This window comes from Sporomusa sp. (genome assembly GCF_035561155.1).
In the GTDB taxonomy this organism is placed as follows: Bacteria; Bacillota; Negativicutes; order Sporomusales; family Sporomusaceae; genus Sporomusa.
This window is the reverse complement of sequence record NZ_DATMYD010000010.1, coordinates 1-22,437: the sequence shown is the minus strand read 5'-3', so window position 1 is coordinate 22,437 and position 22,437 is coordinate 1. Positions and strand designations below refer to the sequence as shown.

Here is a 22,437-nt window from a genome sequence, read left to right as displayed (position 1 = left end):
GGATATTGGTGAGTTAGGAATAGGCAAGTGACTCACGAGAGACGAGATTGCAGCATTCAGCTGCAATCTCGCTTTTGTATACTGTTTAGGTTTCAGGATGAGTCTAGTAAAGTTGACGCTGGGCGTAATCTGGAATAAACTAGTAGTTATCTGGTGCGATGGGAGGTGAGTAAGTTGCTGGAACTAGACATAAAAGAAACCTTTCGGGCGCTGAGGCATCGTAACTACCGGCTATTTTATTTTGGGCACGGTATGTCGCTTGTCGGCACTTGGATGCAGCGGACAGCGACAATTTGGCTGGTATACCGCCTGACGCAGTCACCGGAGATACTGGGAAATGTCGATTTTACCGGGCAAATCGCCGGGGTAGTGCTGATACCTGTTGCCGGAGTGCTCTTAGACCGTTGGAACAGATACCGGGTGATACTCTGGACTCAGGTCTTAAGCATGGTGCAGGCGCTAGCCCTGGCGGCGCTGGTGTTTACCGGCACAGTGGCTGTGTGGCACATTGTCGTGCTGAACACAGTCCTGGGCATGATTAACTCGTTTGATATGCCGGCCCGTCAGGCGTTTATCTCTCAGATTGTCGAGGATAAGGAAGACTTAGCCAACGCGATTGCTCTTAACTCAGCTATGTTTAACGGAGCGCGGATTATTGGTCCTTCAGTCGCCGGGCTGGCGATTGCAGCCTTTGGGGAGGGTTTATGCTATCTGTTTAACGGACTTAGCTATATCGCTATCCTTGGTGCGCTGCTGGCCATGAAACTGACTGTGTCGCAAGAGGTTGCGGCTACCTCGGACAATATCATGGGTGGGTTAAAGGAAGGGTTTATTTATACATATAATTCACTGCCGATTCGGATGGTGCTGTTGTTGCTGGCGCTCTTGAGCCTGGTGGGTTTTCCTGTTCTGCCGCTCATGCCGCTATTTGCCGGACAAGTTTTGGGAGGCGGCCCTGAGACGCTGGGCTGGTTAATGGCGTCTTTTGGGATTGGGGCGTTTGTTGGCACAATTTGTTTGGCAGCCCGTAAAACCGTTGTGGGCATTGAAAAGGTTATTGCGACAAATTCAGTCATTTTTGCTGTGGGTCTAATCGCCTTTTCGCTGTCAACAGCATTATGGCTTTCGCTGGGCATTGCCTTTATTATGGGCTTTGGCCTCATTGCCCAGATGGCTTCAACCAATACGATTATTCAGTCCCTGGTGGATGAAGATAAACGGGGACGCGTTATGAGTTTATATGTCCTGTCTTTTGGCGGAATTACACCGATTGGCAGCTTGCTTGCGGGTCATGCGGCCGGGATGATTGGAACGCCTGGCACTTTTCTCATTGGCGGATTGCTGGCGCTCACTGGGGCGGTTATCTTTGCCTGGAACTTACCTGTGTGGCGAATAGCCGCTTGTCCGATATATAGTAAAAAAGGACTTATTTAGGAACCAGAAAAAACCGATGGACACGATTGGTGTCTATCGGTTTTTTCTGGTTAAAAAGCACAACCCCCGCAGATAATAGGCTAAAATCCTATATCAGCGGGGTAACCTTTTGCGAATAATCAGTGTTGAATGTATTGTAATGTACATTTGGGTATTTTTGATTGTTTGGGTAAATGTTCAAACCACTATCAGTGGTAGTTTTATCATAGGCATTACTCTTCCTATGCTGCTTTATATTCATTATGTAGACAGAAAGAATTTATCAGAGTATTTGCAGATTCGAATGGATAGATGCTTGTGCGGTATTAGTTGGGGATTAGGATTTAGCCTGTTATTTGCAGGTGTTAGTTTAAGTAAGGCAATGATTATTGGGCATGGTAAGCTTTGGTTTACCTGGCCGGTTGACTACTGGCTAAACTCTGTTATTGCGGCAAGCACAGTAGAAGAACTGTTTTTCAGGGGATTTCTCCTGAATAAGTTGATTGAGAGAATCAACTTATTCAGTGCAAACGTTGTGGTAAGTATTATGTTTGTAGTCATTCACATTCCCGTTTGGCTGGCTGACGGAATACTTGGATGGAACATGCTTGGTAACGCGATGTATATAGGAACATTAAGCGGTCTCTTTGGTTACTTATATTGCCGGACTCAGTCTTTATGGACACCGATCATCCTCCATGCTGCGAATAATTATCTGACATTGGTTACTATCGGAGTTGTTTATCAGTAGCAACAGAACCAATATCTGCATATTATGTAGCATAAGTGAACCTTCGAGCTTTCTTAGCCGAAGTGACAAAGCTAAAGGAGGAATTTTAGATGGCTTATAAAAAGCGCCCTGATTGGGAAGATCCTGAACTTGAAGAATGGGATGACGATGAGGACGAATGGGATGATGACTCTGATGTGAGAAGTGACGACCGTCAGTTCATTGTCGGTGTTGGCTTTGGCTGTTTTCCCGGTAGTTTTTGCTTCCCCCGGCAGTTTGGCTGTTTCCCCCGTAGGTTCTGCTTCCCCCGGCAGTTTGGTTGTTTCCCCCGTCAAGGCTGCTTTCCGCGTCAAGGCTGCTTTCCGCGTCAAGGCTGCTTCCCGCGTCAAGGTTGTTTCCCACGTGAAGGCTGCTTCCCGCGGTAAGATACTAATAGTTACTCATAAAGCTGGCCTCCGTGGGAGGTCAGCTTTAAATCTACAATCCCCGGAGAAGCTTTCAAAACTCTCCGGGGATTGCATTGTTGCTACTTGTCACTAAGCAAGTTGTGGACCAGGCCTGGCTATGTAATAACCTTGAGAAAAGTCAATATTATACTTCTGGACAGTCGTAAATACTGACTCAGAGTGGACGAACTCAGCGATTGTTTTAATGCCCATATCCTGAGCAAAGGCAACAATGCTTTTGACAATGGATTGTGAACTGGCATCCTGATCAATATTTCTGATGAGAGAGGCGTCAATTTTCAGATAATCAAAGTCAAGCGACAGTACATAAGCAAAGTTGGAATAACCTGAGCCAAAATCATCGACAGCCAATTTGCAGCCAGACGTTTTAAGGTTCTTTAAGAATTGAACGGCAGCAGTGTGGCTTTCCAGACTATGGTTTTCCAATACCTCAAAAGCCACTTTTCGGGTCATGTTATATTTCTCCAGCAGTTCATGAATCATAGTGGTTGTTTGAAGATCCAGCATATCTTCTACATCGAGGTTGATGGATATTTCGTTAGGGAGGTGTTTGAATACCGAAAACGATTTTTGGATAATGGCTTTCGTTATGGCCGGATATTGTCTGGTAGCTTTGGCAACGTCGAGAAACTGGTGAGGGGAGATAATCTTCCCTCGATTATCCACCAGCCGCGCAAGTACTTCGTAATGACGGTTATTAGGATCTCGATGATTATATATTGCCTGAAAATACGGAACAATACGGTCATATTTAATGGCTTCCTGCAGTAATTTCGCCCATTTGATATTATCCTGGTAGCGGGCGTCTATGCCATCAGCTTCTCTAAAAAAGAGGTAAGGCTTACGTTGCGCGCGAGCCTCACGCAGGGCGATGTCAGCCTTGATAACCAGACTTTTAGGATCGGCACTGGCTGTGAAGGCTATGCCGGTGCTTACCCGTAAAAGGACTTCCTGGTGGTTTGTGGAAAACCGGGTTGTAAGAATAGTTGAAGCAATATGCTTGGCCAGTCCTTCAAAATTATCTAAAATTGCAGGCAAATTGGCTGCAGTCTGAGCATCAAGAAAGATTGCGTATTCGTCCGCATGCATTTTATAAAGTGCATAAGCGGGGTTAGGTAAAATATCCGATAGCAGCCGTGCCAGGCTGACGAGAATAAAATCACCTTCAGCATAACCGTAAAAGTTATTTATTTGTTCAAAATCATCAATGTTAATAAGTGCTACAACAGGTACTTTAGATTTGGCAACATCCCGGAGCAAGCGTAAGCGGTTAGGGAGGCTGGTTAGCGTATCGGTATATAGCAGCCTAACAAGCTGATCTTCCTGGCCTTTAAGCGCTTGTGTGCGTTCGATAACCTTTTTCTCCAGGTTTTGATTAGTGGTAATAAGCTCGCGTTCATGACGTTTGCGCTCAGTAATATCTTTGATATATGTAACAATCCCTGTTAGCTCGCGTGAGGGATTTAGTAACGGTGTGGCTGTTAGTATACAATCTATTTCGTCCCCGACGCCGTTTTTAAAAGTAATATCAAAATCAATGCATTGCAGGGAATCAGCAATGCGAAGCATGGGGCAAGACGGGGTTTGGCAGTACGGATTAGGTGTTAACGTATAACACTTTTGCCCAATAGTTTGCTCGCGTGTGAAGCCGGTCATCGCAGTAAAGGCATCATTTACTTTCAGCACAGTGAAATCACGGGCAATAACACACATGCCGTCAGCAGCTGCATTAAATATCTGTTGAAATTCGTTATAGTTGGATTCAAGTTGAGTCACACCCGGATTTACCTCCTGATTTTTGTCACGTAAATTTATCATAACATTGGTACTAATTTGACTATATAGGACTTTTGTCCCGGACGAAAAAATATACCAGGCAGGAGTTGGCGCGGCTGCTGTTGAAAATATCACCATTAACATTTTGCGAGGTTACTTATGATTTGTATTCAAGGGTTAATAAAAAAATTCGGTGAGCGAATAGCAGTAAATAACCTGAATTTGACGATTGAACAGGGAGAAACCTTTGGTTTGCTTGGTCCTAACGGTGCCGGTAAAACTACGACAATACGAATTCTGACCATGCTTACCCGGCCAACAGCCGGTAATATTACAATTAACGGCTGGCGGCTGCCACAGGATGAGCTAGCCGTCAAATCAGTTATTGGCGTTGTTCCTCAGCACTTAAATCTTGATATTGATCTGACAGCCAAGGAAAACCTGGATTTACATGGACGGCTGCACCATATGTCCAGCGAACTGAGGGAACAGCGTATTGAAGAGTTATTGGATTATGTCGAGCTTACAGAACGCGGCAATGATATGGTGAATACTTTTTCAGGTGGTATGAAACGGCGGCTGATGATCGCGCGGGCACTCCTGCATAAGCCGCAGGTTTTGTTTCTGGACGAACCTACTGTAGGGCTTGATCCCCAGGTGAGACGGCGTTTGTGGGATCTTATTCGTCGTATGAATGCTGATGGGTTAACGGTGCTATTGACTACCCACTATATTGAAGAGGCTGAAAGCCTCTGCCAGCGTGTTGCCATCATGGAAAAGGGGCAGCTAATTGCGCTCAACAGTCCAAGGTTGTTATGTGAACGGTTAGGCAACTATGTGGTGGAATGGACAGAGAGCGAAGGTACGCAATATCGCTTCTTTGCCAGCCGGAGTGAAGCTGCGGCGTTTGCCGGGACATTGGCAACCAATACAACACTGCGGCATACGAATCTGGAGGATGTATTTGTTGAATTGACTGGTCGACGTGTCAACGGCTAAAGGAGTACACTCTATGGAAACAGCCAGAAAGATTATGAAGGCGCTTGAGGCTGCCGGTTATGAGGTATACATTGTGGGCGGCGCGGTGCGGGATATAGTACGCGGTTCCCAGCCTGTCGACATCGATTTGACTACCAGTGCAATCCCGGAGGAGATCGTAGCTATTTCAGCGCGTCAGGGCTGGCGGGCTATCACTGTGGGGGCTGCTTTTGGTGTGGTGATCATTGTGGCCGGCGATCATAACTATGAGGTAGCGACATTTCGCAGTGAACGTTATGGCACCGACAGTCACCGACCGGAAACAGTTGAGCTCGGGGTGAGTCTGGCAGAGGATCTGGCCAGGCGCGACTTTACGATTAATGCCATGGCTATGGGGACTGACGGCCGTATTATCGATTTGTTTGGAGGGCAGGAAGACTTAGCAGCTGGGATTATTCGTACAGTAGGCAACCCGCATGAACGGTTTGCCGAGGATGGGCTGCGGATGTTCCGGGCTGCCCGCTTTGCCGCCCGCCTTGGGTTTAACCTGGAAAGTGGCACAATGGCTGCTATTTCGGCCAACCTGGGCCGGGTGAGTGGTTTGTCAGTCGAGCGAGTACGGACTGAGATCGAGAAAACGCTGATTGCTGACTTCTCATCACAGGGTTTTGGCGTACTGCTTAAAACAGGGTTGCTGGGGGCTAAATGTCAGGCCAAAGAACAGGGGAAGGCATATGCTGTGCCTATTCTGCCTGAGCTTGAGCACCTTAGCGGATTACCGCAAAACCCGAAATATCATCTGTACGATGCCTGGCGGCATACGCTTGCGACTGTTGAGTTGATACCGCCGGAGGCCGTCCTGCGCTGGAGTGCGCTATTGCATGATGTTGCTAAAGGTTGGCCGGGAGTACGTACTATGAATCGGGAGGGCCAGCCGTCTGATCCCGGTCATGATAAAGCCGGGGCTAAGGCAGCCGCGGCTATCTTGGCAAGATTACGGGTAGAGCGTCAGATGGTCGAACGGGTGGAATGGCTCATTCGCAATCATCTGGTTTTCCCGGAAGCTGAGCGTAAAGCTGTGCTAAGATGGCTCAAGCGTTTGGCTGGTGACTTTAAAAACTGCAGTCAATTTAATGCCGCTTTGGTGCAGCTGTTTACCTTGCATCAGGCCGATCGGTTGGCCGGGCACACTCAAAGTGATATGGCCGGGCTAAAAGCCGTCAGGGAAATCGCTAGCGAGATTTTGCTTGAGGTACCATTTTTTCCAGCGCAGCTTAGGCTGAGCGGACAGGAAATTGCCGCCAAGATTGGCGGAGGCCCTGGCGTTGGCCGCTTTCAGCAGAATCTGTTGGAGCGAATTCAAGCCGGACGGTTAAACAATACACACGCCGCGCTTACTGCTGCCCTTGACGCTCGTGTTCGGCGCATGTTTATAAAACAGCAGGAATGTTTTTGATAGTTTTTCGGTAAAATACACTTGACTGCGGTCGGCGCATAATGTATAATCGAAAACAAGTTAAATAGCGTAACATGATGAACAGGAAGTTAATTGGTTACAATCTTCAGAGAGCCAGCGGTTGGTGTGAGCTGGTGTGAGTAATGATTAATTCCGCCTGGGAGTGGCTTATGATGAATCTGACGGGTCCGCCCGGTATAGCGGCAAAAGTTGGCCGGAAGGCAACATGGGTGGCAACGCGGGAATAGCTCTCGTCCCTGTAGGGGATGAGGGTTTTTTGTTTTATGCGGAGTTGGCTGTGCTGTTAGGTCTAAACTGGGTGGCACCGCGAGATATCTGTTTCGCCCCATACATAATATTTGCATGTAGGGGCGAGATTTTTATGAGGTGATTTTTATGGAAAAGAACAGTAAAAGAGTATACAACTTCAATGCCGGACCAGCTGCGCTGCCGCTTACAGCCCTTCAAAAAGCGCAGGAAGAACTACTTGATTTTAACGGAACAGGCATGTCGGTTATGGAACTCAGCCACCGCAGCAAAGATTATGAGGCAGTACATAACAGGGCAATTGAGCTATTAAAAGAACTGCTGGCGATCCCGGCAGGCTATGAGGTTCTATTCCTGCAAGGCGGCGCCAGCCTCCAGTTTGCTATGGTGCCCTTGAACTTCTTGCCGACAGGTAAAAAAGCGGGTTATGTCATGACTGGAGTCTGGTCTGAGAAAGCCTATGCTGAAGCTGAGCAGCTGGGCGAGATATTTGTCGCCGCTTCAGCCAAGGAGGGCAACTACCGCCGTATACCGGCAGTTGAGGAATTGAAATACAATGCTGACGCTGCCTACCTGCACATTACTTCCAACAATACCATTTATGGTACAGCGTGGCAGGATTTCCCTGACACCGGGACTGTACCGCTCATTGCGGATATGTCAAGTGACATCTTGTCAAAACCGTTTGATGTCAGCAAGTTTGCCCTGATTTACGCCGGAGCGCAAAAAAACCTTGGCCCTTCTGGCGTAACTGTAGTGATTATTCGCCGTGATTTATTGGAACAAGCCAACAAAAAAGTTCCGACAATGCTCCGGTATGGAACGTATGCCAAAGACAACTCTTTGTACAATACGCCACCCACTTTCAGTATCTATATGATAAAACTTATGCTGGAGTGGGTCAAAGAGCAGGGAGGAGCAGCCGCGATCTACAAACAAAATCAGCAAAAGGCAGCACTTATCTATGATGTCATCGATGACATCAACGGCTTTTACATTGGTCATGCTCAGCCGGACGCACGGTCTCTAATGAATATTACGTTCCGCCTAGCCAATGAAGATTTGGAGAAAAAGTTCCTTGATACTGCGAAAAAACTAGGATTTGTCGGTTTGGCCGGACATCGCTCTGCGGGCGGCTGCCGGGCATCTGTTTACAATGCCGTGCCTTATGAATCCTGCCAGGCCCTACGCGAGCTCATGCTTGCCTTTCAAAAGGAAAACGCATAAAATAGGGAACGCTCTACTGCCACAGTAAAAATTTACTTTGTTGTAGCAATATGAATAAGAAAATACTAGTAGCGTTCCGGTAACGGCCCGTTATAGTTTAAGGAGGAAAACATGGCAATCACCCGATTTATATTAGTCCGCCACGGTGAGACTACCTGGAATAAGGAAGGCCGCTATCAAGGCCAAATTGATACACCGCTCACCGCGTTCGGGAGAGAGCAGGGACAAAAGGCAGCCAAAGCTCTTAAGGATGTTTCAATTGATGTTTGCTATGCCAGCCCGCTATCTCGGGCTGTGGATACAGCCATGATGTGTGTGGCTTCCCATGGGTTACCGGTTAATACCGATAGTCGGTTATTAGAGATTCACCATGGCGAGTGGGAGGGGCTGTTAAGCGATGATGTTGGCAAAACCTATCCGGAACTTTTAGCCCAATGGAAGAGTACTGTAGTAGGTGTTACCATGCCTGGACCAGGCGGGGAAGATATCACGGCTGTTCGTGACCGTTCCATGGCAGCATTCCGTGAATTGGCCGAAAAGCATCAGGGTCAAACAGTGCTGGTTGTTGCTCATGACGCGGTTAACAAAGCCGTGCTGTGCGATATATTGGATATTGATTTATCACACTTCTGGCAGATAAAACAAGACAATACATGCATTAACGTGTTCGAATACCAGGATGGTAAGTGGCGGCTGGTACTTATGAACTCAACAACACACTTGGGATTCTTATTTAGCGGAATAGAACAAAAAGGACTATAAAACGCCATCGGTCTTCTAGGATGCCCATGAAGGAGCATCTTAGAAGACCGATTTTGATTGCTCTGCTATGTTTCATATGTATTTAAGCGGTGCTACAAAGTACAAACGACCTTGTGGCTCTCGGCCAACGCCAGCAATGAATCAACGTGACTCTTAGGCGGAGGCTCAAGCTCGGTTAATGGATATCCCCAACCAATACGCTCATATTTGGATATGCCATACTTGTGGTAGGGCAATATTTGTATTCTTTCTAAGTTATTGAGGCGTGCGGCAAAGCGGACAGTCTCGCCAAAGTCCTCAAGGCTGTCGTTAAGGCCTGGGATAAGCGGAACACGAATCCGGATTGGTTTTTGCAGTTGATCCAAGCGCTGGGCATTTTGTAGAATAAGGGCATTGCTTTCGCCGGTGAGTAGTTGGTGTTTTTCGGCATTAGCATGTTTTATATCCAGATATATAATATCCATTAGTGAAAAAGCTTCTACAGCAGAATCCCAATGAAATAGGCCGCAGGTTTCAATAACCAAGTGTAGTCCCTGTTGTTTAAATCGCTTAGCCATGGCGGTCAGAAACTCCGGTTGGTAGGTTGGCTCGCCGCCGGTAAAGGTGATTCCGCCACCTGAGTTTTGATAAAAGATAGCATCACGCATCACGATATCACAGAGTTCTTCTTCAGTGGCAACCTGACCAATTAGTTGTAGCGCGCCGGAGCAACACGACTGGGCACATGCCCCGCAGTGATTGCATAAAGTCAGGTTTACTTTCTCAATAAGCGTCTTGCCAGCAGGTCTTACCGCTTTCACCGGGCAGGCTTTAGCACAACTACCGCACCGGATGCACTGCGACGGAAAATATGTTATTTGCGGTTCTTTACGCACTGACTCTGGGTTTTGACACCAGGCACACCGCAAAGGGCACCCCTTCATAAAGATCGCCGTTCGTATGCCAGGACCATCATGAACGGTAAAGCGTTGAACGTCGAATATTACACCTGTCACAGTAGATTCCCTCCCTCCCGTTGCCGTAAAAAACAAATACTTAGTTGATAGTTTTGGGAGCAGAAAAGAATCTGCTCCCAAAACTTTTTCTGCTACTAAAAATCGTGTTCAGTTCTGGCGATAATATCTTCTTGGAGGCTCTTGTCAAGAGAGGTAAAGAAGGCGCTGTACCCTGCGACCCGGACTACCAAGCCGCGGTATTGTTCCGGATTACGCTGAGCGTCCTCCAGTGTTTCTTTACTAATGACGTTGAATTGTACATGTAAGCCGCCCAGACTGAAGTAACTGCGTATCAGGGCTGCGAGATTTCCTAGACCAGCCTCACCTTTTAAGGCGTTGGGAAGGAACTTTTGGTTAAACAGAGTACCGTTTGACGCAATCTCATGGTCAAGTTTGGCTACAGATTTAGCGGCAGCCGTTGGGCCTTTAATATCCCGGCCAGATACCGGAGAAACGCCATCAGCGAGCGGTGTGCCAGAGAGTCGTCCATCAGGTAAAGCTCCAACGACTGCGCCTAAAGGAACATTGGCCGAAACAGGGTATAGTCCAGCCTGGAATTGGCCGCCGCGCGGGTTGGTATACTTTTCAACTTCTTCGCAATAGATTCGAGCAGCTAAGCGGGCAAGTTCATCAGCGGCATCATCATCATTGCCGAACTTAGGCGCTTGGTTTAACATTACCTGACGTTCATTTTCGTAGCCGGTCCAATTTTTATTGAGTGCATCAGCTAACGTTGTTCTGCTAATGACCTCTTCAGCATAAACCAGTTTCTTTAACGCTACTAGTGCATCGCCGACATTGGCTACCCCAACACCCTGCGGCCCGGTGAAATTATAATGGGCGCCACCTTCTTGCAGAGACTTGCCTTTGACTACACAATCCTGAACCATGGAGGACAAGAGGGGTAATGGACATATGCTGCCATGAGCAATATCGCAGCAGTTGTTACTAATGACCAGCAATTTAACAAAATACTCTATTTGTGTGCGGTAAGCATCCATAACCTCATCAAAAGTGGGCATTGTCGCAAGTGTTCCAGTCTTGAGGCCCAGTTGAACGCCGGAAATAGGATCAACACCGTCATTTAATGCCAACTCCAGGCATTTTGCCAGACTAAAGAAAGCCGCGTCATGCCAACCTTCGGTCTTACCGCCTTTTTGCGGTTCAACACAACCAATGACACAATAATCACGGGCATCTTCCAAAGATACTCCTCTGGCGGCTAGCGAAGGAATAATGACATGATCATTATACATCGCAGGCATACCTAGACCCAGAGCAGCGACTTCACTGGATTTAATCAAGAACTTCTGCGGCGTGCCCTGATGAAAGCGAATAGACAGTGATGGCTGAGGAAGACGAACATTTTCGGTAGCTTCCAGACATAAGTAAGATAATTCGTTAGTACTATCGCGGCCATCGGTGGTTTGTCCACCCACAATTAGGTTCTGGAACATGGGATATCCGCCAAAGGCTTTAGTAGAAGCCTCGTCACGAACTTTATTAATCTCGTTGAATTTTACCCACAGGCATTCGATTAATTCCATAGCCTGTTCTGGCGTCAGTTTACCCGACATAACATCTTTTTTGTAATAAGGATACATATACATATCAAACCGGCCGGGGGAAATAGAATGACCATTTGATTCTAACTGAATGATTAGCTGGACGAACCAGAAGGACTGCAATGACTCATAGAAGGTTTGTGCAGGGTTTGCCGGAACCTTGCGGCAGTTTGCGGCAATTGTCAGTAATTCCTGTTTACGTTGGGCATTGGTTTCAGTCTGGGCTTGTTTTTCAGCTTCATCTGCAAACCGGGCGGCAAAACTAATTGCGGCGTCACAAGCAATCTCAACTGCCTGCAGGAATTGTGATTTCTTTAAGTCTTCCGGATTGGTAAGATCAAGCTTGAGTTTTTCCTTAAGGACATCAGCCTTTATACCCAAATAGCCTTTTTGCAGAACCATGCCGTAGTCTACACAAATATGGCCAACGCCAAGGAAAAAGTAGTTTCCGACCGTAAACACACCGTTGGTTTGAGCTGCTTTGGCGTCTGCGGGCATAAGATTAGCAGCATATTCTTGGGTTGTTTTACCTTGCCAATATTTAAAAACGGTACTTAATTTTTCTTTACACTCGTCAGAGATTAAAAATACATCACCGGCACGCTGGGCTAAACGATCAAATTCAGCTTCGATCCAAGCAAAAGAAAACTCAGGGAAAATAGGTGAACTGCGCGGTTTGGGCGTGTGATTGCCAACAATCAGTTCATCAGGCTGAATGCGAATAACCATTTTCTCCAAAATTTTCTCAAGAGCTTTGGCCCGCCGTAAAATAATCGGCATCCCTTCTGTCTCTTTGTAAGATTCAGTGATTAGTTCGGCACGTTCATAGCAAATTTCAGGAGTAATGCTTAATAATCGATCTTTTAATAAACCTGCGCGGGACGAAATAGCCGAAGGAGTTTTTTGTGGTTCAAACTTGATCGCCGGACTTGCCATTATTTTTACCTCCCTTATATGATGTAGTTTAATTCTAGCACTAAGTATAAAAAGTAATTTTGATTATTTTGACCTAATATTGGAATATATCTACTCTATTTATTGTACTATTTTGACTATTCAAGGAAGCTTACATTAAAAGATAATTGCTGTGAGCATAGAAAAAGTGTAAAAAAATGATCTTTATAAATTAGCAATAAAATCCATTCGATATCCCTGAAAAAATGCTATAATATTCAATGAATTAACAAGTTGATCTAACAGTCTGAAACTTAGTTGCCAATTGCTTATTTGCAAGATAAGGAGGGCCTGTTACGATGAAGCTAGCGGAAAAAATGAAATTAACGGATATTATTGATATGAATACACTTCACGGTATTCAGGAAAAAATGGGGAAATTAATTGATATCCCCCAAATAACCACAGACACGGAAGGGATTCCTGTCGGAAAAATCAGTAACTTCATCCCTTTTTGCAGGCTCATCCGTTCCTCACCCAAAGGCTCTCAGCAATGTATGGTGTGTGACCGGCAAGCTGGCCGGTTAGCCATGGAAGAAAAACAACGCAGAATCTATACATGTCATACCGGGCTTATTGATTGTGCCGCTCCGATAATAGTAAACGATTATCATGTGGGCTCTGTCTTAGGCGGTCAAGTACTGCTTAAAGGCGAAAAAACCAGAGACTCAATTGATATAGAACGAATCTCTAGACAATTTGACATTTCGCTCGATGTACTCAAGGTGGCAGTTGAGTTTATTCCGGTAATTTCCCGTGAACAATTGCAAGACTCTGTCGAATGCTATTCGTTGTTGGCTAATTATATAGATCAAATAGGTGTCAACCGACTAGCGAAAGAGCAATTACTGATGGAGGCGCAAGAGAAAATACTGCTTGAACAAAAGGCAAGACAAATGAAGCTGAAAACAATTAAGGCTCAAATGCATCCTCATTTTTTGTTTAATACGTTGAATTCAATTGCCCGTATGGCTTTGCTTGAAAATGCGTCGCAAACTGAGGAATTGATCTATAGCTTGTCTGATCTATTAAGATATAACTTAAAAAATGAGGATAATTTCCCTAAAATTCGTGATGATATCAGCAATATAAATAAATACCTATTTATCCAAAGCCAAAGTTATAGTGATAGAATAAGTTATGAAATTGACATTGATGAGTCTATTATGGACTACCGAATTCCGTCAATGATTCTGCAGCCTATTGTTGAGAACAGCATGATCCACGGACTTGAGACCAAAAGGGAGGGCGGAAAAATAGAAATTGTTGGACGGCTGATTTCAGAGCGTGAATTAGAAATAAAAATTACGGATAATGGTAAAGGCATTAAGGGTGAAGTACTGAATTTAATACGCCAAACAGGAATAAATTCAAATAAAGAGTTGGGAATTGGTCTAGTAAACACATATGACCGCCTGAGGCACTATTTCGGCGAGCGCTGTGGGCTGACAATTGAAAGTGCGCCTAATGTTGGTACCTGCGTTTCCATTCGTATTCCTTGTGTTCAAGAGTATTCTTGATAAGAGGACGGTATTAAAATGTATAAACTGCTGATTGTAGAAGATGTACCATTAGAAAGAAGGGCACTGCGAAAAATAATTCAGAGACAGTATTTCAATATTGATATTTTAGAAGATGCAAAAAACGGAACCGAAGCAATTGAGAAAGCCAAGCTTTATCGGCCTGATATAATCCTCATGGATATTAGAATCCCTGAAATATCTGGTCTTGAGGCTCAGAAACGAATAGTAAAAATTGTACCCAATGTAAAGACTATTATTTTAACAGCATACAGTGAATTTGACTATGCACAGGAAGCTATAAAAAACGGAGTTGCTGATTATCTTTTAAAACCTGTAAGACCTGAGGAGTTAGTAAAGGCTATTGATTCAGCTATTGTTTCATTAACTAAAGCTATATCAGTGGTAAGTAAAGGTCAGAGTAGCACTGGTACTGAAAGAGACATCCTCAAAAGCGTATTAAATTATATAGAACGCCATTACTGTTTAGAAATAAAGCTCAATGCTGTGGCAGAACTCGTACACTTAAACCCGCAATACTTTAGTCGATATTTCAAGAAGGAAATGGGCATAACCTTTTCCAATTATGTTATGAAACTGAGAGTTGAAAAAGCAAAAAAACTGCTTGCCGATACAAATTATCCTATCTATCGAATAGCAGCAGAATTAGGGTTTTCCGACCCGTCTTATTTTAACAAAGTGTTCTTGAAATATGAAAAACAGCCTCCGTACAAGTACAAACAAATGATTAACAAGTAATATAAGGATATCTATATATTAAAAGCAGCCAGAAAGTTGCCTTAATAGTCCCCAAATTTTTGCAATAGTAGCAGGTGTTGGAGATGGAAAACGCGAACATTATATAGTAATTAATAGTAATTCAATTTTGCACATTCGGAAAGGGAGATGTTTAATATGCATAAAGATACAGGTTGTGATGAAGCCGCATGTGCGGCTTGCGACTGTGGCTGTTCAAGCTGCGGTGGTACGGAGGACAACCAGTTTGGGGAGCAAATGTATGAACTGTACCAAGCCGGTCAAACAGACGACATAGTGGCGGCCTGCACTAAGGTGCTGGCAGAAGACCCGAATAACAGTGACGCTTATTATTGGCGCGGAGTAGTAGCCGCTGTTGCCAGCGACTTTGAACAAGCGCTTGCTGATTACACCAAGGCAATTGAACTTAACCCCAAAAAAGCTGCTTACTATTCTTATCGTGGCAGCGCTTATGCCATGCTTGATGATATAAAAAATGCCGTTCTGGACTATTCCAAAGCCATGCTTTATGAACCAGGCGATTGGGTTAACTATGCCAACCGTGGTGTATTGTATCTCAACAACAGGATGCTGGAGCATGCTATTGATGATTTCAATAAAGCCATCGAACTGGAACCCGAAGATATGGGGTCATACTTAAACAGGGGCGATGCATATGTTGGCCGCAATCTATATTCGGTCGCCATTGCCGACTACAGTAAGGTACTGGAGCGGTTTCCTGAAGAAACCGGCGCGCTGATTAAACGGGGACAAGCCTACTATGAATTAAGTCTGAATGAAGAGGCCTTGGCCGATTACAATAAAGTAATTGAGCTAGAGCCTGATCATATTCAAGCCATTGCCGTCAGGGCGTCCATTTATCTGGGGCAAGGCAAGACCAGTGAGGCTGTAGCCGACTTTACCCGTGCTATTGAACTTGACCCCGAAGACGGCAGACCGTATTTTTTCCGGGGCGTGGCGCAAGCTGCTCAAAAGGCTTACGACGAAGCCATCGCTGATTTTACCCGTGCGGCCGAACTGAATCCCGGTAACGTTCTTGCCTACCACAATAAGGCGCTCTGCTGTGAAGTTCAAAACCGGAAGGATGAGGCTATTGTTGCCTATAAGAACTTTTTATCAGGTGCCAATCAGGATGCACCCGAAGCAGCCCACGCCCGTGAGCGCTTGCAGGAATTAACTAAAACAACAGGTGAAACTCAACTGCAATAGGAGGAAGTTATGGAGAAAAGGCGCTTAGGGCGTACCGGATTTATGGTTACGCCTATCAGTTTTGGAGCACTGCCGGTGCAGCGTTGCACTATGGAAGAAGCTGGCGAGGTGCTTAACGCTGCATTAGATGCAGGCATTAATTTTTTTGATACAGCCAGAGCCTATACTGACAGCGAGGAAAAAATCGGCAGACATATGTCTGGCCGGCGTAGTGAATACTATCTTGCTACTAAAAGTATGGCTAGAAATAAAGCAGCCATGGCTCATGACGTTGACCTTAGTCTTGCAGCCATGAAGACAGATTACATCGATTTGTATCAGTTTCACAATGTCAAGGCAGAGCAGGAGTGGAACGAGATCATGTCCCCGGGTGGGGCGCTTGAAGCGCTTAAAGAGGCCAAAGCAGCCGGAAAAATTCGAAATATCGGCATAACCGGGCATAATCTCGACTTACTGGTCAGGGCGGTTAAAACCGGTGAGTTCAGCACTGTGCAGGTGCCTTTCAATTGTGTCGAGCAAGGTGCTGCGAAAGAGCTGTTCCCGTTAGCCAAATCACTGGATGTAGGTGTTATTGTAATGAAGCCGCTGGGAGGCGGACTGATTGATCATGTTGATTTAGCTTTACGTTTTGTTCTTCAGCACGATGATGTTGTGGCAATTCCGGGCATGGATCGGGTTGAACACATTGAACAGAATCTGGCACCGACGAAAGACTTTACTCCTTTGAATGCTGAGGAAACAGCGAAACTGACTGCCGAAGCGGAAGCACTCGGCTCTAATTTTTGCCGTCGTTGTGGGTACTGTACGCCTTGTGTGGTAGGAATTGAGATTCCGGCCATGTTTATTTTACACCTTCAATATACAAGATATGATATGAAGACCGCAATTCCGGAGCGGTATAAAGGTCTTAAGGTCAAAGCTTCTGAGTGTGTCGAATGCGGCGAGTGTGAAGCCCGCTGTCCATACAACCTGCCCATTCGTGAACGTATGAAGAAAGTGGCCCAAGACCTCGGTTAATACAAGGAGGAATGGATATGGCCGAGGACAATAAGTTTGATATTGCCGTTATTGGCGGCGGCCCGGCTGGGTTGTCTGCAGTACTGACAGGGCGCATCCGCAACAAAAATATCGCGCTGTTTGAACATCTTGATTTTAGCCAGAAGCTGCAAAAAGCCCATTTAGTAGACAATTACCTGGGATTACCAGAGGTAACTGGCAAAGGTTTAATGCAGCATTTTGCCGGTCATGCGCTAGCACATGGGCCTACACTTATTAAGGAAAAAGTGCTCAACGTATTTCCGGGAGACGACGTGTTTACCCTTCTCACGCCCAAAAATACGTATGAAGCCAAGGCTGTTATTTTTGCTACAGGCGTAGTGAGTACATTGCTGTTTGAAGGGGAACGCGATCTGCTTGGGCGAGGGGTCAGCTACTGTGCTACCTGTGACGGGCGTATGTTTGAAGGGCGGGATGTAGCAGTCATCTCCTATACTCAAGAGGGTGAACATGAGACAGCCTTTTTGGGAGAGCTCTGCCGTAACGTGTATTATCTGCCGCAGTATAAAGGCGACTTTGGCCATATGCGTTCACCTGTTAAGGTGCTGTCAGCCAAGCCTAAGGCAATTGCCGGTGATGGCCAGGTAGAGAAGCTGGTAACTGATCAAGAAGAATTGAAAGTCCATGGCGTATTTATCATGCGTCAGTCTGACCCGGTTGAAAACCTGTTGCCAGGCCTGGAACTTGATGGTGAAGTGATTAAGGTAAATCGGGACATGTCAACAAATATTCCTGGTGTGTTTGCCGCAGGCGATTGCACAGGTAAACCCTGGCAGATTGCCAAAGCCACCGGTGAGGGACTGGTTGCGGTACTTAGTGCCATTACTTATATTGACAAATAAGCCACAATGAAAAAAAGCGAGATTGCAGCACTGTTTTCGCATGACGGCCCCGGATTGTGTACTTCCCGTCATCGCAAGCTCAGCGTGGCGATCTCGCTGTTTTGTTTTACTAAGTCGCTCTTTATACCAAGCCCAGCCACTTCCAATAGGTAGCACCTAAAAGTAGAATAAGCAAATAAGCAATAATGGTAAGCGGAATACCTGTCTTAATAAAGTCCCGCACCTCGAAGGTTTCGGTACCATAGGCCACCATGTTTTGCGGGGCATTTACCGGCAGAATAAAACCGAAGCTGACGACATATTGCAAAATCATGGTCATACCGACCACATTGATCCCCGGTGTTTTGACGCTTTGCAAGATAGTAATAATGATAGGAATCATGGCAGCAGCCAAAGCGGTAGCGCTGGCAAAACCAAGATGGATAATAATGAGGAAAGCGGCAATAACGGCCAGGATAATAAGGGCCGGCATAGTCTGCAGGCCAAACAGACCAACAATAATTTTAGCCAGCCAAGCGGCTGCTTTAGTGCTAAGCAGCGCTGACCCCAGGCTGATGCCGACGCCAAATAAAATGAGCGTACCCCAGGGGATTTTCTCCTGAGCCTGTTTCCAGGTCATGACCCCAATACCGGGCAGGAGCATGAGGGCGATGGCGGCAATGGTTGTGGAGGAAGTATCAAAGGGATGCACGATTTTTTCAGTGGACCAGAAAAACAAAAGCAGGACCGACATAGCCATTAGCTTTTTCTCAGACAGTGTCATAGGGCCAAGCTCGCTTAAAGCGCGGGCGATCGCTTCTTTGCCACCTGCAACCTCTTCTGTTTCGGGCGGTATAAGCTTGAGCAGCACATAATACAAGACAATCGACATGATTAGAGCAAAGGGGGCAGCGGCAACGAACCAATCCAGCCAGGTAATATATTTGCCAAGTTGCTTTTCGATGAAGCCCATAGCAATCATGTTTTGGGCGGCCGCTGTTTTAATGCCAACGTTCCAGATGCTGTCGGCTTGCGCGGTGGCAATCATCATGACGGCAGCAAACCGGCTCTTTTTATCTACTCCAAACGCCAGGATAATACCCATGACAATAGGTACCATACATGAGACACGGGCAGTCGTGCTGGGGACAAAGAAGCTTAGAATAAAGCCAACCAGGATAACCCCGGCAAGAACGCGGTTCGTTTTAGCGCCGATCTTGGAAAGTACCACTAAGGCGATACGGCGGTCCAGCCCGGTCTGCATCATGGCTGCCGCGATAAACAGCGCGCCGCCGACAAGAGCCAGGGCTGTATTGCTAAACCCGCCGAGTGCCAGCGTAAGCGCTTTAGTTGTACCCAGCAGTTCTTTAGGGTTGGCTACATCCGGAGACATTCCCAGTAAAAAGGACATAAGTGCCATAATAATGGCTGCGCTGACCGGATACGAAATGGCGTCAGTCATCCATATGATAATAGAAAACAGTAAGATACCGAGCATCCGCTGTCCGGCTACCGGTAGGCCGTCAGGCGTGGGCAGGATCATAATAATCAGCAGTGCAATAAGGCTTATGGCTAGACCGTAACGTTTCATAAACGGCTCAGGTGCTAGCGAAGTAAGTGGGCTAACCGAAGTAGGCATAGATGATTCCTCCTTTAATTTTTTATTACATCTTAACCACTCATATTATAAAATCCTGCCGATTATACTGAGTATACATAATTATTGAAAATATAATAAAAAAAAAGGTATACAGCCAATGACTGTTTACCGTAGTGCAACTCTTCGCTCTTCGCGCCTTCCACTGTATAGTGCCAGCAAATCAGGCGGTTCAGGCGATTTTAACGTATATTCGGGAGCTAACTCCAAACATTTTTCTACAGCTGCTTTAAGGTCATAGTATACTTCCCACTTACCCTTAACCAAATCTTTGCCAGTAAGGCGGAGGAGGTAGGCCGGGTGGTAAGTTGCTATGGCAGGGATACCGTACTTGGTCGTGAACCACTGGCCGCGGTCTTTGGTGATGCGGGCATTAGGAGACATCAGATACTTTAAAGCCACGCTGCCCAGCGCAATGATAACCTTAGGCTGGACTAGAGCCAGCTCTTGGTCAAGCCAGGTAAGGGCACAAAACTGCCCTTCTTCAACAGTGGGTGTGCGGTTGTTTCTGGGACGGCATTTAATTACATTAGTGGTATATATTTTATCCCGGGTAACGCCGACACTAGTCAGTGCTTTATCTAGCAGTTGGCCCGAAGGGCCTACCAGGGGTACGCCATACTCATCCTCGACCCCGCCCGGTCCTTCACCGACAATGACCAACGGACTGTACGGCGTACCGTTATAGGAGGTCGGGCCAATGGCGTCCTGACGCAGATGGCATGCGGCGCAGGCAAGGAGCGACTGCTCAAGCTGTTCGTGAGCGTCATGTGTCATGATATCACCTCATTAGTTCATTTCGCTTTGCAATAAAGAACTCCTTTAGGGGAAACCGCCAAAAACTATCCTAGGATATAATTCTTTTGCCAGTAATATAAAGTGAGACTTAGCTTCAGGTGGGGTTTTAACCCCGTCTGAAGTTTAGTCGACCTTATCCAGGGACTTAGACGCTATTAACTACCGCTTACAAAAGCGGGAGTCTTAGAGTGACTTAGTCATCGGATAAACGGCTAGGAGTGTTGAGTATGATCAAGAAGGGAATTATCTTGGCCGGCGGTTCCGGTACAAGGTTGTATCCGTTGACCAAAGTAATAAGCAAACAATTGATGCCTATTTATGACAAGCCTATGGTCTATTATCCACTAACTACGCTTATGTTGGCAGGGATATCTAATATACTGGTTATTTCAACTCCGCAAGATTTGCCGTTATATGAGCAGCTTCTCAAAGACGGAACACAATGGGGGATAAATATCTGTTATGCAGCGCAGCCCTATCCGGAGGGGATTGCCCAGGCATTTATTGTTGGGCAGGATTTTATTGAGGATAAAGGCTGCAGCCTAGTGTTAGGGGACAACATTTTTTATGGTGATGGCCTTGCGGTCAAACTTCAACAAGCGGCCAGTAAGGAAGCAGGCGCAACTGTCTTTGGGTATAGGGTCAACAATTCGGAACACTACGGTGTAGTTGAGTTTGATAAAACGGGTAGAGCTATAAGCATTGAAGAAAAGCCGGTACAGCCTAAATCGAACTATGCAGTAACAGGACTATATTTTTATGATCATCAGGTAGTTGATATGGCGAAAGCGCTCAAACTAAGTGCCAGAGGCGAACTTGAGATTACCGATATAAATAGACTTTATCTCAGGCAAGGTCAACTCAAAGTTGAGCGTTTGGGGCGGGGGGTTGCGTGGCTTGATACAGGAACGCATAGGTCACTTCTTCAGGCAGCAAATTTTATTGAAACAATTGAGCAAAGACAAGGATTAAAAATAGCATGTCCTGAAGAAGTTGCTTTCCGTATGGGCTATATTTCTGTTGAGCAATTATTAAAAATTGCCGACTCCTACAGAAATAATGGTTATGGCGAATATCTATTAAACCTGGCACAGGGGGAGGCCGCTCAATGAGGTGTTATGAAACGTCTTTGCCGGATGTAAAGATTTTTGAACCTGAGGTATTTGAAGATAGTAGGGGCTTTTTTATGGAAACTTGGAACTCAGCCCGTTATTTACAGTGGGATATCCCAACCAATTTTGTTCAAGATAATTTATCGTTGTCCACAAAAGGAATTCTACGGGGGCTTCATTATCAGCAGCCTAATCCGCAGGGTAAGTTGGTGTATGTATTGCAAGGAGAAGTTTTTGATGTGGCCGTAGATATAAGATACGGGTCGCCTACCTTTGGCCACTGGGTTGGTATAATTTTATCCGCACAAAACCGGCGCCAGATGTATGTACCAGAGGGCTTTGCACACGGCTTTTGCGTAATGAGTGAAACGGCTTTGTTTGCCTATAAATGTACAGACTTTTATTCACCACCAAGTGAAAGGGGAATTTTTTGGAATGATCCGGATTTAAAAATAAACTGGCCTATATCGCATCCTACCTTATCGGAAAAGGATAAACAGCATTTACAACTTAGAGACATTGCGGTAGAGTATCTGCCGGTATATCGTTAGGTGACAGTATGAGAATAGTTGTTACTGGCGGCACAGGGCAGCTAGGGAAGGCTTTTGCTTCTTTAGCACACTTATATACCGGACAAATGTTTATATTGGGATCAAGGGACATGGATGTTACAATTGAGCGACAGGTCATTGACGTTTTCAATCAGATATTACCGGATGTTGTTATACATGCCGGGGCTTACACTGCTGTTGATGCTGCAGAAACAGCACAAGATGAAGCTTTCAGGTTAATATGTTTGGTACCCGTAACGTTGCTGCTGCTTGTTTAAACTATAATAGCAAATAACTTCCGTCTCTGGCAGGATGCACTTGTCGAATATATAAATATAGAGGATAT

At 45.8% G+C, this 22,437-nt stretch carries 20 protein-coding genes; 15 read left to right on the top strand and 5 right to left on the bottom strand.

Features of this window, described 5'->3' with window-relative positions:
• Positions 1-174 precede the first annotated feature (174 nt).
• From VN447_RS01880 to VN447_RS01870, 3 genes are all read left to right on the top strand, one after another.
• Positions 175-1,434, top strand: a complete 1,260-nt coding sequence (locus VN447_RS01880; protein ID WP_325522233.1) for an MFS transporter — start codon at positions 175-177, stop codon at positions 1,432-1,434.
• A 109-nt stretch (positions 1,435-1,543) separates the two neighbouring features.
• Positions 1,544-2,164: a CPBP family intramembrane glutamic endopeptidase gene (locus VN447_RS01875; protein WP_325522231.1), complete on the top strand. Its 621-nt coding sequence runs from the start codon at positions 1,544-1,546 to the stop codon at positions 2,162-2,164.
• A gap of 89 nt (positions 2,165-2,253) precedes the next feature.
• Positions 2,254-2,568, top strand: a complete 315-nt coding sequence (locus VN447_RS01870; RefSeq protein WP_325522229.1) for a hypothetical protein — start codon at positions 2,254-2,256, stop codon at positions 2,566-2,568.
• Between the two features lie 111 nt (positions 2,569-2,679).
• Here the strand turns inward: VN447_RS01870 and VN447_RS01865 are convergent, their stop codons facing one another.
• Entirely contained in the window at positions 2,680-4,386 is a 1,707-nt protein-coding gene (locus VN447_RS01865; protein WP_325522227.1) for a bifunctional diguanylate cyclase/phosphodiesterase, read from the bottom strand.
• Positions 4,387-4,545: 159 nt separating this feature from the next.
• Between VN447_RS01865 and VN447_RS01860 the strand changes: the two genes are divergently transcribed.
• From VN447_RS01860 to VN447_RS01845, 4 genes are all read left to right on the top strand, one after another.
• On the top strand, positions 4,546-5,385 hold the full coding sequence (locus VN447_RS01860) for an ABC transporter ATP-binding protein (protein WP_325522225.1): 840 nt from the start codon (positions 4,546-4,548) through the stop codon (positions 5,383-5,385).
• A gap of 13 nt (positions 5,386-5,398) precedes the next feature.
• A complete protein-coding gene (locus VN447_RS01855) occupies positions 5,399-6,820 on the top strand; it encodes a CCA tRNA nucleotidyltransferase (RefSeq protein WP_325522223.1) in 1,422 nt (473 codons plus the stop codon).
• 396 nt (positions 6,821-7,216) lie between these two features.
• On the top strand, positions 7,217-8,314 hold the full coding sequence (gene serC, locus VN447_RS01850; RefSeq protein WP_325522221.1) for a 3-phosphoserine/phosphohydroxythreonine transaminase: 1,098 nt from the start codon (positions 7,217-7,219) through the stop codon (positions 8,312-8,314).
• Between the two features lie 111 nt (positions 8,315-8,425).
• Positions 8,426-9,076, top strand: coding sequence for a histidine phosphatase family protein (locus VN447_RS01845; RefSeq protein ID WP_325522219.1), 651 nt, complete (start codon positions 8,426-8,428; stop codon positions 9,074-9,076).
• A gap of 92 nt (positions 9,077-9,168) precedes the next feature.
• Here VN447_RS01845 and VN447_RS01840 read toward each other — a convergent pair whose 3' ends face one another.
• Both VN447_RS01840 and VN447_RS01835 read right to left on the bottom strand, forming a co-directional pair.
• Positions 9,169-10,071, bottom strand: a complete 903-nt coding sequence (locus VN447_RS01840) for a glycyl-radical enzyme activating protein (RefSeq protein WP_325522217.1) — start codon at positions 10,069-10,071, stop codon at positions 9,169-9,171.
• 95 nt (positions 10,072-10,166) lie between these two features.
• Complete coding sequence (locus VN447_RS01835; RefSeq protein WP_325522215.1) at positions 10,167-12,572, bottom strand: glycyl radical protein; 2,406 nt, start codon at positions 12,570-12,572, stop codon at positions 10,167-10,169.
• Positions 12,573-12,889: 317 nt separating this feature from the next.
• Here VN447_RS01835 and VN447_RS01830 point away from each other — a divergent pair, with 317 nt between their 5' ends.
• From VN447_RS01830 to VN447_RS01810, 5 genes are all read left to right on the top strand, one after another.
• Positions 12,890-14,110 carry a sensor histidine kinase gene (locus VN447_RS01830; RefSeq protein WP_325522213.1) on the top strand — a complete coding sequence of 407 codons (1,221 nt, stop codon included), beginning with the start codon at positions 12,890-12,892 and terminating at the stop codon, positions 14,108-14,110.
• 18 nt (positions 14,111-14,128) lie between these two features.
• Positions 14,129-14,869 carry a response regulator transcription factor gene (locus VN447_RS01825; protein ID WP_325522211.1) on the top strand — a complete coding sequence of 247 codons (741 nt, stop codon included), beginning with the start codon at positions 14,129-14,131 and terminating at the stop codon, positions 14,867-14,869.
• Between the two features lie 156 nt (positions 14,870-15,025).
• Positions 15,026-16,096, top strand: a complete 1,071-nt coding sequence (locus VN447_RS01820) for a tetratricopeptide repeat protein (RefSeq protein ID WP_325522210.1) — start codon at positions 15,026-15,028, stop codon at positions 16,094-16,096.
• Positions 16,097-16,105: 9 nt separating this feature from the next.
• Positions 16,106-17,113: an aldo/keto reductase gene (locus tag VN447_RS01815; protein WP_325522208.1), complete on the top strand. Its 1,008-nt coding sequence runs from the start codon at positions 16,106-16,108 to the stop codon at positions 17,111-17,113.
• Positions 17,114-17,130: 17 nt separating this feature from the next.
• Positions 17,131-17,994, top strand: coding sequence for an NAD(P)/FAD-dependent oxidoreductase (locus VN447_RS01810; protein WP_325522205.1), 864 nt, complete (start codon positions 17,131-17,133; stop codon positions 17,992-17,994).
• Between the two features lie 121 nt (positions 17,995-18,115).
• Here the strand turns inward: VN447_RS01810 and VN447_RS01805 are convergent, their stop codons facing one another.
• A complete protein-coding gene (locus VN447_RS01805; RefSeq protein WP_325522203.1) occupies positions 18,116-19,612 on the bottom strand; it encodes a DASS family sodium-coupled anion symporter in 1,497 nt (498 codons plus the stop codon).
• A gap of 126 nt (positions 19,613-19,738) precedes the next feature.
• Positions 19,739-20,407: a uracil-DNA glycosylase gene (locus VN447_RS01800; RefSeq protein ID WP_325522201.1), complete on the bottom strand. Its 669-nt coding sequence runs from the start codon at positions 20,405-20,407 to the stop codon at positions 19,739-19,741.
• A gap of 248 nt (positions 20,408-20,655) precedes the next feature.
• On the opposite strand from VN447_RS01800, the gene rfbA reads away from it, so the two are divergent.
• The 3 genes from rfbA to VN447_RS01785 are packed head-to-tail and all read left to right on the top strand — an operon-like array spanning position 20,656 to position 22,369.
• Positions 20,656-21,540, top strand: coding sequence for a glucose-1-phosphate thymidylyltransferase RfbA (rfbA, locus tag VN447_RS01795; RefSeq protein ID WP_325522199.1), 885 nt, complete (start codon positions 20,656-20,658; stop codon positions 21,538-21,540).
• Positions 21,537-22,091 (top strand): dTDP-4-dehydrorhamnose 3,5-epimerase, encoded by a 555-nt coding sequence (gene rfbC, locus VN447_RS01790; protein WP_325522197.1) that lies wholly within the window; start codon positions 21,537-21,539, stop codon positions 22,089-22,091. Before rfbA ends, rfbC begins: the two co-directional genes overlap by 4 nt.
• 8 nt (positions 22,092-22,099) lie before the next feature.
• On the top strand, positions 22,100-22,369 hold the full coding sequence (locus VN447_RS01785) for a sugar nucleotide-binding protein (protein WP_325522195.1): 270 nt from the start codon (positions 22,100-22,102) through the stop codon (positions 22,367-22,369).
• The last annotated feature ends 68 nt before the right edge of the window (positions 22,370-22,437 follow it).

Excerpts from the sequence above, each read along its gene's own strand:
- VN447_RS01800 (WP_325522201.1), bottom strand. The coding sequence starts at position 20,407 with ATGACACATGACGCTCACGAACAGCTTGAGCAGTCGCTCCTTGCCTGC.
- VN447_RS01830 (WP_325522213.1), top strand. The coding sequence starts at position 12,890 with ATGAAGCTAGCGGAAAAAATGAAATTAACGGATATTATTGATATGAAT.
- VN447_RS01860 (WP_325522225.1), top strand. The coding sequence starts at position 4,546 with ATGATTTGTATTCAAGGGTTAATAAAAAAATTCGGTGAGCGAATAGCA.
- VN447_RS01785 (WP_325522195.1), top strand. The coding sequence starts at position 22,100 with ATGAGAATAGTTGTTACTGGCGGCACAGGGCAGCTAGGGAAGGCTTTT.
- VN447_RS01835 (WP_325522215.1), bottom strand. The coding sequence starts at position 12,572 with ATGGCAAGTCCGGCGATCAAGTTTGAACCACAAAAAACTCCTTCGGCT.
- VN447_RS01815 (WP_325522208.1), top strand. The coding sequence starts at position 16,106 with ATGGAGAAAAGGCGCTTAGGGCGTACCGGATTTATGGTTACGCCTATC.
- VN447_RS01845 (WP_325522219.1), top strand. The coding sequence starts at position 8,426 with ATGGCAATCACCCGATTTATATTAGTCCGCCACGGTGAGACTACCTGG.
- VN447_RS01825 (WP_325522211.1), top strand. The coding sequence starts at position 14,129 with ATGTATAAACTGCTGATTGTAGAAGATGTACCATTAGAAAGAAGGGCA.
- VN447_RS01870 (WP_325522229.1), top strand. The coding sequence starts at position 2,254 with ATGGCTTATAAAAAGCGCCCTGATTGGGAAGATCCTGAACTTGAAGAA.
- VN447_RS01820 (WP_325522210.1), top strand. The coding sequence starts at position 15,026 with ATGCATAAAGATACAGGTTGTGATGAAGCCGCATGTGCGGCTTGCGAC.
- serC (WP_325522221.1), top strand. The coding sequence starts at position 7,217 with ATGGAAAAGAACAGTAAAAGAGTATACAACTTCAATGCCGGACCAGCT.
- rfbA (WP_325522199.1), top strand. The coding sequence starts at position 20,656 with ATGATCAAGAAGGGAATTATCTTGGCCGGCGGTTCCGGTACAAGGTTG.
- rfbC (WP_325522197.1), top strand. The coding sequence starts at position 21,537 with ATGAGGTGTTATGAAACGTCTTTGCCGGATGTAAAGATTTTTGAACCT.
- VN447_RS01855 (WP_325522223.1), top strand. The coding sequence starts at position 5,399 with ATGGAAACAGCCAGAAAGATTATGAAGGCGCTTGAGGCTGCCGGTTAT.
- VN447_RS01810 (WP_325522205.1), top strand. The coding sequence starts at position 17,131 with ATGGCCGAGGACAATAAGTTTGATATTGCCGTTATTGGCGGCGGCCCG.
- VN447_RS01805 (WP_325522203.1), bottom strand. The coding sequence starts at position 19,612 with ATGCCTACTTCGGTTAGCCCACTTACTTCGCTAGCACCTGAGCCGTTT.